This window comes from Cupriavidus sp. MEYA8 (assembly GCF_059278825.1).
The window spans coordinates 2,309,042-2,321,797 of record NZ_CM181221.1; the positions used below are offsets into that span (position 1 = coordinate 2,309,042).

10 protein-coding genes and 2 tRNA genes are annotated in these 12,756 nt (G+C 66.1%); 8 read left to right on the forward strand and 4 right to left on the reverse strand.

The window, feature by feature from the left end; all coding sequences use genetic code 11:
- Positions 1-36: 36 nt before the first annotated feature.
- The 4 genes from AC5WJ1_RS10660 to AC5WJ1_RS10675 are packed head-to-tail and all read left to right on the forward strand — an operon-like array spanning position 37 to position 6,396.
- Entirely contained in the window at positions 37-1,344 is a 1,308-nt protein-coding gene (locus AC5WJ1_RS10660) for a TolC family protein (RefSeq protein WP_494476070.1), read from the forward strand.
- Positions 1,341-2,891, forward strand: coding sequence for an efflux RND transporter periplasmic adaptor subunit (locus AC5WJ1_RS10665; RefSeq protein WP_135705526.1), 1,551 nt, complete (start codon positions 1,341-1,343; stop codon positions 2,889-2,891). The genes AC5WJ1_RS10660 and AC5WJ1_RS10665 overlap by 4 nt, the downstream gene beginning before the upstream one ends.
- A complete protein-coding gene (locus tag AC5WJ1_RS10670) occupies positions 2,888-6,061 on the forward strand; it encodes an efflux RND transporter permease subunit (protein ID WP_494476071.1) in 3,174 nt (1,057 codons plus the stop codon). Before AC5WJ1_RS10665 ends, AC5WJ1_RS10670 begins: the two co-directional genes overlap by 4 nt.
- A complete protein-coding gene (locus AC5WJ1_RS10675; RefSeq protein ID WP_135705528.1) occupies positions 6,058-6,396 on the forward strand; it encodes a copper-binding protein in 339 nt (112 codons plus the stop codon). Before AC5WJ1_RS10670 ends, AC5WJ1_RS10675 begins: the two co-directional genes overlap by 4 nt.
- A gap of 97 nt (positions 6,397-6,493) precedes the next feature.
- Here AC5WJ1_RS10675 and AC5WJ1_RS10680 read toward each other — a convergent pair.
- Together AC5WJ1_RS10680 and AC5WJ1_RS10685 are read right to left on the reverse strand one after the other, a co-directional pair.
- A tRNA-Arg gene (locus AC5WJ1_RS10680) sits at positions 6,494-6,570 on the reverse strand.
- A gap of 51 nt (positions 6,571-6,621) precedes the next feature.
- Positions 6,622-7,869, reverse strand: coding sequence for a GGDEF domain-containing protein (locus AC5WJ1_RS10685; RefSeq protein WP_494476072.1), 1,248 nt, complete (start codon positions 7,867-7,869; stop codon positions 6,622-6,624).
- 410 nt (positions 7,870-8,279) lie between these two features.
- Here AC5WJ1_RS10685 and AC5WJ1_RS10690 point away from each other — a divergent pair.
- Positions 8,280-8,356 (forward strand) — tRNA-Pro (locus AC5WJ1_RS10690).
- 94 nt (positions 8,357-8,450) lie between these two features.
- Here the strand turns inward: AC5WJ1_RS10690 and AC5WJ1_RS10695 are convergent.
- Positions 8,451-9,209, reverse strand: a complete 759-nt coding sequence (locus tag AC5WJ1_RS10695; protein WP_133096107.1) for an exonuclease domain-containing protein — start codon at positions 9,207-9,209, stop codon at positions 8,451-8,453.
- Between the two features lie 164 nt (positions 9,210-9,373).
- Positions 9,374-9,895 (reverse strand): hypothetical protein, encoded by a 522-nt coding sequence (locus AC5WJ1_RS10700; protein ID WP_135705529.1) that lies wholly within the window; start codon positions 9,893-9,895, stop codon positions 9,374-9,376.
- A 650-nt stretch (positions 9,896-10,545) separates the two neighbouring features.
- Between AC5WJ1_RS10700 and infA the strand changes: the two genes are divergently transcribed.
- The 3 genes from infA to AC5WJ1_RS10715 all read left to right on the forward strand — a co-directional run bounded on the left by infA (position 10,546) and on the right by AC5WJ1_RS10715 (position 12,734).
- A complete protein-coding gene (gene infA / locus AC5WJ1_RS10705) occupies positions 10,546-10,767 on the forward strand; it encodes a translation initiation factor IF-1 (RefSeq protein ID WP_008641674.1) in 222 nt (73 codons plus the stop codon).
- Positions 10,768-10,986: 219 nt separating this feature from the next.
- Positions 10,987-11,463 (forward strand): SixA phosphatase family protein, encoded by a 477-nt coding sequence (locus tag AC5WJ1_RS10710; protein ID WP_133096132.1) that lies wholly within the window; start codon positions 10,987-10,989, stop codon positions 11,461-11,463.
- A gap of 431 nt (positions 11,464-11,894) precedes the next feature.
- Positions 11,895-12,734: a GNAT family N-acetyltransferase gene (locus AC5WJ1_RS10715; RefSeq protein ID WP_135705531.1), complete on the forward strand. Its 840-nt coding sequence runs from the start codon at positions 11,895-11,897 to the stop codon at positions 12,732-12,734.
- Positions 12,735-12,756 lie beyond the last annotated feature (22 nt).

Below are 12,756 nucleotides of genomic sequence, written 5' to 3' on the forward strand. Positions count from 1 at the left end.
TAGGCGTCAGGGCGGTCGTTGCTTTGCGGAGGCTTTATGCATTTGCGTTTCCCCACCATGTGCGGGCGCCGGCTGGTGCTCGCCATCACGCTGCTTGCCATTGTCCATCCGGCACGGGCGGAATCCCTGGCCGCGCTCTCCCTGCAAGAAGCGGTCGCACGCGCATCGTCGCGTTCGACGGATGCCGAGACATCGCGGTCGGCGGTCCAGTCAGCCATTGAGATGGCAGTAGCCGGCAAGCAGTTGCCGGACCCGGTGCTGAAGGTCGGCGTCAACAACGTGCCGGCGAATGGCCCTGACCGGTTCTCGCTTGGCACGGATTCGATGACCATGAGGTCGATCAGCGTCATGCAGGAATTCACGCGCGCGGCGAAGCGCCAGGCCCGCGCCGAGCGCTTCGAGGCCGAAGCGTCTTCGGCCGAGGCCCAACGCACGGTGGCGCTGGCCGCCGTGCAGCGCGGCGCCGCCACGGCATGGCTCGAGCGCTGGTATGCCGAGCGCGCATACGGCGTGCTCACCGAACAGTCGCAGTCGATCAAGCTGCTGGTGGATGCGGCACAGGCCGCCTATCGCGGCAACCGCGGTTCGCGTGCCGATATCCTGGCGGCCGAGATTGAATGGCAGCGACTGCAGGATCGCGAAGACGAAGCCCGCGCCGCGTTCGCTTCGTCCCGGGCGATGCTGCGCCGGTGGGTCGGCGACGCTGCGGAACTGCCGCTGACCGAGCGCCCCGCGCTCGATGCGCCGGCCTGGCTCGATACGCTCGACGCTGCCGGCGCCACGCAACTGCCAGAGGTTGCCGCCGCGGAGGCCCAGGTCGGCGTGGCCGACGCGGAAAGCCGCTTCGCGCGCGAGAGCAAGGTTCCGGACGTCAGCGTCGAACTGATGTACAGCCAGCGCGGTCCCGCCTATTCGAACATGGTGTCGCTGAATGTTTCGCTGCCGGTGCCGTGGGACCAGAAGAATCGCCAGGATCGCGAACTGGCCTCCAGGCTCGCGCAGGCCAATGCCGCACGGGCGCAAGCCGAATCGGTACGCCGCGGCGTGATTGGACAGCTCCGCGGCAAGCAGGCCGAACTGCAACTCGGCCGCTCGCGCCTGGAGCGCTATCGAAATGCCACCTTGCCATTGGCGAAGGCGCAGACCGAGGCGGCCCTGAGCGCCTATCGCGCCGGCGCCGGCAGCCTGACAGCGGTGGCCGAGGCCAGCCGCAAGGCGCTCGACCTCTCGCTCGAGCGGCTCAAGCTGGAGGCAGCTACCGCCAGGCTCTGGGCCGAGCTCGCTTTCCTGATGCCTTTGCCGACTGCCGCACAAGCCATGTTTCCGCAAGGAGTCCAGCAATGAAAAGGACCACGATTGCACGGGCAGGAGCAACCCTCGCTGTGGTGGCGAGCGTCGCCGGTGCCTACTACCTCGGCCAGCAACAGGGACGCCAGCATACGGCCGCGTCGACGACGCCCGCGGGCGACCCTGGCGATGCGAGCCTGAAGGCCGGGGATATCGATCCCCGAAACGGCAAGCGCATCCTCTATTGGCATGACCCGATGGTGCCGGGCCAGCGCTTTGACAAGCCTGGCAAGTCGCCATTCATGGATATGGCGCTGTCGCCCGTGTACGAAGACGCCGGTGGCGGCGCGGCTGTCACCATCGATAGCCGTGTCAGCCAAAGCCTCGGCATTCGAACCGCGGAAGTCAAGCTGGGTCGCCTGGCATCCGCACTGGAAGTTCCAGGGAATGTCGCGATCGACGAACGCGGCATCGAAGTGCTGCAGGCCCGTACGACCGGGTTCGTCGAGCACACCTATGCCAGGACGACGCTGGACCCGGTCCGTAAAGGCCAGCCACTGGCGCAGATCTACTCGCCTGACTGGGTCGCCGCGCAAGAGGAGTACCTGGCCGTGGCCCGCATGAGCGGTAACCTGCAGGGCGATTTGCGCGAAGCCGCCATTGCCCGCATGCGGCAGGCCGGCATGGCCGACAGCCACATCCGCCTGGTGCAGGACACCGGCAAGCTGCAGCCGCGGCTCACCGTTGCAAGTCCCGCAGACGGCATCGTCACCGAGATCGGCGCGCGCGAGGGCATGACGGTGTCCCCCGGCACGACGCTCTTTCGCATTGCCAGCCTGGCCACGGTATGGGTGCTGGCCGAAGTGCCAGAGAGCCAGGCCGCGCAGCTACGGCCCGGACAAGCCTTGTCGGCAATCGCGGCAGCGCTGCCCGGACAAGCGCTGACTGGCAAGGTCGACGCCATCCTTCCGGACATCAACCCAGGCACCCGGACGATCAAGGTACGGATTGAGTTGCAGAACAAGGACCGTCAGTTGCTGCCTGGCATGTTCGTGACTGCCCGCTTTGGTGCCCCGCCCGGACCGGACCGGCTGCTTGTCCCGACCGAGTCGCTGATCCGCACCGGGACGCGCACGCTTGCCATAGTGGAAGCCGGCCAGGGTGGCTTCAGTCCCGTCGAGGTCAAGACAGGTGCCGAGGCCGGCGGACAGACCGAAGTGATCGAGGGCCTCAAGGCCGGACAGAAGGTCGTGGTATCCGGCCAGTTCCTGATCGACTCCGAAGCCAGCCTGCGCGGTACCGCGCAGCGCATGACGGCAGCGCCAGCCGCTTCGGCACCCGCCGCCGCGGCCGCAGGGCCGGAGCACGAAGGCGTCGGGCGTGTGGAGGCGGTGAGCGCTGAAGGCATGACGATTTCCCACGGCCCGATCCAGTCGATGCAGTGGGGCGCCATGACCATGGACTTTGCCGCACCGCCGACAGGCATGGCGAAGGGCTTCAAGCCAGGTGACCGCATCCGCTTCCGCTTCCGCGTGAACAACGAAGGCGCGGCGATCCTGTCGTCGGTGGAGCCCGCCAGCTCTGCACAGGGAGCCAGGCCATGATTGCGCGGCTCATCCTTGCTTCCATCCGGAATCGCTTCCTGGTCCTGCTGGCCACCGCCATGCTCACCGCCTGGGGCTTGTGGGCCGTGCGCAGTACGCCGCTCGACGCATTGCCGGACCTGTCCGACGTACAGGTGATCATCCGTACGCCGCTCCCCGGCCAGGCACCACAGATCGTGGAGAACCAGGTCACCTATCCGCTGACCACGACGATGCTGTCCGTGCCCGGCGCCAGGACCGTACGCGGCTATTCGTTCTTCGGCGATTCCTTCGTCTACGTGCTGTTCGAGGATGGGACGGACCTCTACTGGGCGCGCTCGCGCGTGCTGGAATACCTGAACCAGGTGCAATCCCGGCTCCCCGCCGCCGCCAGGCCGGCGCTTGGGCCCGACGCGACCGGCGTGGGCTGGATCTACGAGTACGCCCTCATCGACAAGACCGGGCAGCACGACCTCAGCCAGTTGCGCGCCATGCAGGACTGGTTCCTGCGCTTCGAGCTCAAATCGCTGCCCAATGTGGCCGAGGTCGCGTCGCTGGGCGGGATGGTCAGGCAGTACCAGATCGTGCTGATGCCAGACCGGCTGCGTGCCCATGGCCTATCGCAGGCCAGGGTGCTGGCGGCGCTCAAGGGTGCGAACCAGGAAACCGGAGGGTCCGTGCTGGAGCTGGGAGAAGCCGAGTACATGGTGCGGGCCAGTGGCTACCTGAAGACGCTCGATGACTTCCGCCAGATCCCGCTGGTAACCAGCGAGGCCGGCATCCCGGTACGGCTCGGCGACGTGGCCACCGTTCAGTTCGGCCCCGAGATGCGGCGCGGCATTGCCGAGCTCGATGGCCAGGGCGAAGTCGCGGGCGGCGTCATCGTGATGCGATCCGGCAAGAATGCACTGGAGACCATCGACGCGGTCAAGGCCAGGCTTGCCGCCCTGCAGACGAGCCTGCCAAAGGGCGTGGAGATCGTGACCACCTACGATCGCTCGGCGCTTATCCATCGCGCCGTGGATAACCTGACGGCCAAGCTCATCGAGGAATTCATCGTGGTGGCGCTGGTCTGCCTGGTGTTCCTGTTTCACCTGCGCTCGGCCCTGGTCGCCATTGTCTCGCTGCCGCTCGGCGTGCTGGCTGCGTTCCTGGTCATGCGCTATCAGGGCGTGAACGCCAACATCATGTCCCTTGGCGGCATCGCCATCGCCATTGGCGCGATGGTCGATGCGGCGGTGGTGATGATCGAGAATGCGCACAAGCACCTGGAGCACTGGCACGCCGACAACCCGGGAGGGGAACTGTCCGCACAGGAGCGATGGCGCATCGTCGGCGATTCCGCTGCGGAAGTCGGTCCGGCCCTGTTCTTCTCGCTACTGATCATCACGCTCTCGTTTATCCCGGTATTCACGCTTGAAGCGCAAGAGGGGCGGCTCTTCTCGCCGCTGGCGTTTACAAAGACCTACTCGATGGCCGCCGCCGCGGGCTTGTCGATCACGCTGGTGCCGGTGCTGATGGGTTACATGATCCGCGGCAAGATTCCACTGGAACAGGCCAATCCGCTCAACCGGTGGCTGATCCGTGGCTACCAGCCATTGCTCGCCAGGGTGCTCTCGCATCCGAAGATCACACTGGCAATCGCGGCGCTGCTGCTGGTAGCGAGCGCCTGGCCGATCATGCGCATCGGTGGCGAGTTCATGCCGCCTCTCGATGAAGGAGACCTGCTGTACATGCCTTCGGCGTTGCCCGGGCTCTCCGCCGGCAAGGCGGCGCAGCTGCTGCAACAGACCGACCGCCTGATCAAGACCGTGCCCGAGGTTGCGACCGTGTTCGGCAAGGCCGGCCGCGCCGATACCGCCACCGATCCGGCTCCCATCGAGATGTTCGAGACCACCATCCGGTTCAAGCCACGCGATCAGTGGCGTGCGGGCATGACCACCGACAAGCTGGTGGAGGAACTGGATCGCGTGGTGAAGGTGCCGGGCTTGTCGAACATCTGGGTGCCGCCGATTCGCAACCGGATCGACATGCTCGCCACGGGGATCAAGAGCCCGGTCGGCATCAAGGTGGCCGGCACGGACCTGATGGAGATCGACCGGCTGGCCACCCGCATCGAGGAAGCCGTCAAGAACGTCCCGGGCGTCACCTCCGCGCTGGCCGAACGCCTTACCGGCGGCCGCTATATCGACGTCGATATCGACCGCAGGGCCGCGGGCCGGTATGGCCTCAATATCGAGGACGTGCAAGGCATCGTGTCATCCGCGATCGGTGGCGAGAATGTCGGCGAAGTGGTCGACGGACTGGCGCGCTTTCCGATCAACGTCCGGTATCCGCGCGACTACCGCGATTCCATCGAGCAATTGCGAAGCCTCCCCATCGTGACCGACAAGGGGTTGCAGATCATGCTGTCCGACGTGGCCCGCGTTGAAGTCGTGCAGGGCCCGCCGATGCTGCGCAGCGAGAATGCGCGCCTGTCCGGCTGGATCTATGTCGACATTCGCGGACGCGACCTGCGTTCCGCCGTGCACGACATGCAGGCCGCGGTGGCAAAGGCGGTGCCGATGCCCGCGGGCTACTCGCTGAGCTGGTCGGGCCAGTTCGAGTACCTGGAGCGCGCCACCGGCAGGCTGAAGGTCGTGGTACCGTTCACGCTGCTGATCATCTTCGTGCTGCTCTACCTGGTATTCGGCCGCCTGGATGAGGCGATCCTGATCATGGGCACCCTGCCGCTCGCCCTGATCGGTGGATTCTGGCTGCTTTATCTGCTCGGCTACAACCTGTCCGTGGCCGGCATTGTCGGGTTTATCGCGCTGGCTGGCGTCGCGGCGGAGTTCGGCGTGATCATGCTGCTCTACCTGAAGCAGGCATGGGCCGAGCGCATCAAGAACGGAGAGACCGGCGTCACGGATTTGCTGGATGCGATCCAGGAAGGTGCAGTCCTGCGCGTTCGCCCCAAGGCGATGACCGTCGCCGTCATCCTGGCTGGCCTGGTTCCCATCATGTGGTCGCACGGCACCGGCTCCGAGGTCATGCAGCGTATTGCGGCCCCCATGGTCGGCGGCATGGTGACCGCCCCGCTGCTATCGATGTTCGTGGTACCGGCCGTCTACTTGTTACTGCGCCGCCGTCACGCGAAGGCGGCTTCTTCTCTTTCCCCCAATCCCTCACTTCAGGAGGACCCGAAATGAACCACGTCAAGACGTTCGCTGCCGCCCTGGCCCTTGCTGCCACGCCGGTCGCATTTGCTGCCGGCTCGATGGACAGCATGGACATGAAGACGCCTGCCGCAACCCGGCAAGCCCCACGCGCCGTTGCGGCCGAAATCAAAAAGATTGATGCGCGGGCCGGGAAGGTCACGCTCAAGCATGGGCCGATCGAGAACCTCGGGATGCAGGCCATGACCATGGCGTTCCCGGTCAAGGACCCTGCTTCGTTGAAGAACTTCAAGGAAGGCGAGTCGGTTTCCGCTATCTTCGACACGATCGAAGGGAAGCCGACAGTGATTGACCTACGGCACAAGTAAGGCAAGGCGCGGTGGCACACGGCAAATGGCCGGAACGGCATTTCCCGGGGCCACGCCGGTGACCGGAGCATGCAGGCGATCGGCCGCAAAACGTGCTTGGCGCGTCCTAGAGGATTCGAACCTCTGACCGCTCGCTTAGAAGGCGAGTGCTCTATCCAACTGAGCTAAGGACGCGAAGGCGTGCATTCTACCGCAGCGCCGGCCCGCAGTGCGGATCGGAGGCGTTCAGGAAGCCAGGCGCTCGTTCGCGCGGGTGACGTAGCGGCCCGCCGCCGACGCATGGTTGCCGGCAACCGGGTGCATCGATACGCCGTTGCGGCCTTTGAGCTTGGCGTCATACAAGGCGCGGTCGGCGCGGCGCATCAGCGCGTCGGCGCCCTCCCCGGGGTTGCGCGTGGCAAGGCCGATGCTGACGGTGTAAGCGATTGCATCCGGCTGGGAAGGACAAGGGCTCGCGCGCACGGCGGTCGCCAGCCGCATGCAGGCCAGCCGGCCATTTTCCATCACGGTATCGGGCATGACGATGGCAAACTCTTCGCCGCCGAGTCGCCCGAGCACGTCGTACGGGCCGCTGGTACGCCGCAGCAGCCCGGCGAAGTGGCGCAGCACGCTGTCGCCGGCCAGGTGGCCGTAGACATCGTTGATCGCCTTGAAGTGGTCCAGGTCCACAAAGGCCACGGTCAACGGCTTGCGCTGGCGCTCGGCCTGCAGGCAGGCTTGCTCCAGCGCTTCCCAGAAGGCGCCGCGCAGCAGCACGTCGGTCAGGTCGTCATGCCGCGCGCGCCGCTCCAGCATGCGCCGCAACCGGTCATGCGCCATCAGCGCAAAGCTGACCGAGAGGCCAACCAGCGCAAAGACGTTGAGCATGGCCAGTTCGCCGTCCCACGGCAATGGCCGCGGCCAGGCGCCGCCCTGCACCAGCGCGGCAACCGGCAAGGCCATGGTCCATGCATTGGTCGCGGCCACGGCAAGGGCAATCAGCACCAGCGAAGCAGCAGCCAGGCGCCCGACGCCGCGGGAAGTCCGCACCGATGGGCCGATGCTGCGGGTCACGTCGAGCAGCAAGCCGATATGGCATGCCGTCAGCAGCGGCGCCATCTGCAGCCCTGCCAGCGGCGCATCGGGGATGCCGGCTGCCACCAACTGCCATGCCACGCCGACAGCGGCAGCCAGGCAGGTTCCCAGTAGGAGCCCGGTCTTGCCGGAGCGACCAGCAAAATGACGCGCCCCGATCGCCATCAAGGCGAACGCAGCCAGCAACGCGAGATCGGTTGCGTCCGGCACCAGCCACGCGGGGCGCGCGTCCTGCACCGCAGCCAGCACCGAGCCGATCGCCGCGGCGGCATTGCCCAGTGCCCATGACGTCAGGCCACTGCGGCCCATGCCCGCGGATCGACGCAATACGACGCAAACCACCGCCATCTGCACGGCAAACAGCCCTGCGATGAGCACCACAATATGCGACTGAAACATCTTCATTCCCGTCCAAGGCGACCAACGGCGCCCCGCCAGGCGCCGCCTTTCCCCTTTTTATGCCGGTCCTGTGCCGGACCGTTTTCATCGATTGCCGCATATCCTGTGTCGGGCCGCCGTGGCGTTGCCAGCGGCAAAGCCAACGCGCCGAGGCGCTCGCCAGGACAGGGAGCGCCGTTCTTGTTATGGTGATCAGGCCAGTCCGGAAGGAATCTGCAAACCGGCATTCCCGACATCACGCCGGTCGGACTAAGAGCGGTGTGCGGATTATCGCAGCGCGCAAACCCAAGTCAAGCCAAAGTGTCCCCCGCCAAAAGGGGGAGCGCGCCCGCGGGACGGCTCGCGCACCGCGATGTGCCGGATACGCCAGATTGACCGGCCCTGCCGGCGCGCGCTACAATGCTCGGCTTCGGGGCGTAGCGCAGCCTGGTAGCGCATCTGATTTGGGATCAGAGGGTCGCATGTTCGAATCATGTCGCCCCGACCAGTTTTAAGTTTGGCTTCAAGGAACACGGCCTGGACAGCAATGTCCAGGCCGTTTTTCTTTTCTGCCCGCCCCCGCGCGACTGCGTCGGCCCCGCTCACCACCGCGGCATCATGTCGGGCCAGAGCAGTGCGGCCGCGATCAGCAGCAGCACCACGGCCGCCAGCACAAGGCCGCGGCTGGCACTGTCGTGTTGCTTGTCGACCTGAGGCTGCCAGCCCGGGCCGCCGTCCCGTTGTGGCGATACGGGCGCTGTCGGCGCCGCATTGGCCGGGGAGGCCGCCGCGCCGTGCACGACAGTCCGCGGCACATAGTCCGGCTGCGCCAGCAGAAAGCCCATCGGCGTGGCCTGCCCTACCGCTCCCATCTGCTGGAAGAGGAGCTTGGACAGCGCCAGGCAGTCGTCCAGCGCGATTTGCGGTCGCGGCCGGAAGATGCGCAGGTGTTCGCACAGCGTATCGAGCTTGTGGTTGGGAGCATGGAAATACTGGGACCAGCGCACCTGGCGCACCGAGCAGCGCCAATGCTTGCGCTGTACCTCGGGCAGCACCTTTTCCAGCATGCGCACATTGAATTCGGCCCCATGGGCGACCAGCACGTCAGCATCCTCGACGATGGCACGGATCGCACCGACATCGAAGCGCTGCCCGCGCAGCATTTCGGCGGTCAGGCCGTGCATGCCGGTAGCGGCCTCGCTGATCGGCACGGTGGGCTCCTGCGAACCGTAGTAGTCAGTGATTTCGCGCACGAGACTGCCCGCCCTCGGCGCTACTTCGACAAGCAGCAGGCCGATGCTGACAGGCTCGTCCACTGGCGTGAGCCCGGTTGTCTCGGTACTGACGATTGCGACCCGCATGGGCACTCCGGTGTAGCCGTCCGCAAGGCACGTTGGCGGCGGCCGCTATGGTCGTTTGCCTCTAGCGTAGTGCGGGGGTGCCAAACGTCATATCAACCAGATGGGCTAGCCGGAGGCGCCATCGGTTGGAGATAGGCCGGCGCCTCGGCACCAGGCCGGCCATCTCATGCCTGCTGCGGGCCGGTGGAATCGCCGCGGCGCCGCTCGAGATTCACGTACACATCCGCCGCGACCAGCCCGAACAGTGCGTGGGCGAACAGGCTTTCCCACCCGCGCGCCTCGTCGAACCAGTTGAAATAGCTGCCGAACACATAAAAATTGACCAGGTAGACCACCACGCCGAACACGATGCCGACCAGCGACGCCAACCCCATGCTGGAATCGAGACGGAATGAGGACAGGATCATCGCCAGCACTGCCGAAAGTATGATCGACAGCGCAAAATGAACCGTGCCGGCCGACAGCACCACGGTCCAGTTGAAGGCATCGGCGGAAAGCGCTTCGCGGCCGAGGATAATGGCCGCCACCATCTTCACCGTGCCCCAGGCGCCCTGGTACATCAGGAAGCGCGCCGTCAGCAGCTCAAGCACCATATACACTGCACCGGCGATCAGCCCGGCCACCACGGCGGCCCGCCAGTCCGGAGTGCAGCGGACGAAGCGGTGCGAGTCCAGATGGAGTTCCATGGCAGTCTCCTTGCGAGATTCCGGCCCCGCTGACTCCCGGCGGCCGTACGAGTTAGTTCTAGCTCATACGAGGCAAATACCAAGGCATGCCGGATACGCAAAGCGCTTCATACATCACCTGACATCGCATGGACCATGCACTGCACAATGCGCAGTTGTCCCACGGCTTCCCCATGTTCGCAGGGGCAATGCTGCAACTGCGTACGTGATACAATATGAGAGCAAGTAGCCCCTGGGTGTCCGTGCATCCCTGTAACCGGGCGTTCTCACCAGCGCGCTCTCGCGAGCGCTCAGCAGCAGCCGGCGCGGCCATCCGCGGCGACACCAGAACTGGCGAACCACCGGGTACACCTGCCCGCCCTGCTCCGCGTAGCGAACGGCCACCCAGGCCGTCACCGGCAGTGTCCACGCCAGGCAATCCGTGCCCGCCTGGCCGGGGCGCGACCGGCATGGATCGAGTATCTGGCGCCACGCGTGGCGCCGCGCGGCATCGTCCGCGTGCGCCTGCCCCGAACGACTTCATTGGCGCGGTTCGCCAGCCTGGCGAATGTGCGCCGGTTCGCGCCGTGCCCTCGGGCCGGACGAACCGGACCGGAATTTTTGATAACGCAACCATGCAGCCTTCGCGGGCTGCCGAAAAGGAAAGCAGATTGGCTAAGGAAGAACTCATTGAATTTGGCGGCGTGGTGTCGGAAGCCCTGCCCGACAACCGCTATCGTGTCACGCTGGAAAACGGCGTGGAAATCTGGGCATACGCTTCGGGCAAGATGCAGAAGCACCGCATCCGCATCCTGGCCGGCGACCGCGTCACCCTGGAAATGTCGCCCTACGACCTGACCAAGGGCCGCATCAACTTCCGCCACAAGTCCTGAGTCTTCGCACGGCCCGGAGCCCGCCGCTCCCGCCGTACAAGTGAATTCCGGGGCGTTGCCGACGCGCTGTCATGGAGCTGACACCGCGCCCGGACACACTTGCGGGCTGCCCGACGGGCGGCCCGACTTCGTTTACGGCAATTCGTGGCACCAGGCCATCCGCTTGCGCTGGTCGGGCAGCTTCACCATACTCGAAGCATCACCCTCGCCACACCCGACATGAACCTGATCCTCTGGCGCCACGCCGAAGCCGAAGACCTCCCCGACGCCCTCAGCCTGAGCCGCCATGCCGACATGCAGCGGCCCCTGACGCGCCGCGGCCGCAAGCAGGCGGAGGCGTCCGCCAAATGGCTGCGTGCGCACCTGCCATCGGACACGCGCGTGCTGTGCAGCCCCTCCGTACGCACCCGCGAAACCGCGGCGGCGTTGACGGGCAACGCGCAGATCGTCGAGGAGCTGGCCCCCGGCGCCGACGTCAGCGCGGTGCTGGCCGCGGTGCAATGGCCCGAACGCACCGAGCACGTGGTGGTCGTCGGGCACCAGCCATGGATCGGCCGCGTCGCCAGCCTGCTTCTGGCCGGCAACGAGATGGACTGGAGCGTGCGCAAGGCAGGCATCTGGTGGCTGACTGGACGGACCCGCGAAAGCGAGGCACAGACCGTGCTGCGCGCGGTTATCAATCCCGAATTTCTCTGACGCGGCCCAGATATTTCCGACTTCGCCATTGCAGCCGGCACGCATGAGCCGGCTGCAGCTTCTGGCATGGCCGGCATGGTCGCGCCCGGCAAAAATCCGAAATAGCTGATGGCAGCCGCATTCTCCGCTCCCTAGAGTCGCTACGGCGCAGCCCTCTGGCCGCGCCGCCCTCGCCATGCCAGGCATGGGCTTCGACCACAGGTGTCACGGAGATTTCCATGGATTGCCCGTCGGACCCCCATCTTCCCCGCCAACCCGCAGGCGCGCCGGCAGAACCATCCCCCGAAGCTGGCCGGTCGCGCAACGGCGCCACCGGCACCAGCACCAGCACCTCGCCGGACGTCACGGAAGCGTCATCGCCAGGTCACGGCAATGTCACCGCGGCTCACTACATTGCATCGCAACAGTTTCGTCACCAAAAGGACATACTGATGCGAGACCTCCCCACGCCGACCCAGCCGCTTTTTGACTCTTTGCCCAATGGCCTTGCCTGCCAGACGGCGCGGAGCCGTCTTCATCGCCAATCGGATAAGGCAAGTGAGTCGCCTGCTCTCAGCGTGGCGTGGGCGCGCCACCAGGACGAAGTAGTCGAGGCGCAGCGCCTGCGCTACAAGGTGTTCGCCGAGGAGATGGGCGCACGCCTGACGTCTTCGGTGCCGGAGCTGGACATCGACATGTTCGATGGCTACTGCGACCACCTGATCGTGCGCGACATGGCCACGCTGCGCGTGGTCGGCACCTATCGCGTGCTGCTGCCGCACCAGGCCAAGCGCCTGGGCTGCCTCTACGCGGAATCGGAATTCGACCTGGTGCGCCTGTCCCACCTGCGCCCCAAGATGCTGGAACTGGGCCGCTCCTGCGTGCACCGCGACTATCGCTCGGGCAGCGTCATCATGGCGCTGTGGGGCGGGCTGGGCGAGTACCTGCAGCGCTGGGGCATCGAGTCGATGCTGGGCTGCGCCAGCGTGCCGATGAGCGACGGCGGCCACTATGCTGCCAGCCTGCACCGGTTGTTCAGCGAGCGCTACCTGGCACCGATCGAATACCATGCCTTCCCGCGCCTGCCGCTGCCGGTCGAGGACCTGAACCAGCAGCTCGAGGTCGAGCCGCCCGCGCTGATCAAGGGCTACCTGCGCCTCGGGGCAAAGATCTGCGGCCAGCCGGCCTGGGATCCGGATTTCAACGTGGCCGACTTCCTGACGCTGCTGCGCGTGAACGACATGAACCCGCGCTACGCCCGCCACTTCCTCGGCCTGAACCAGGCCGTATGATCGGGGCCGCCCGAGCGGCGGC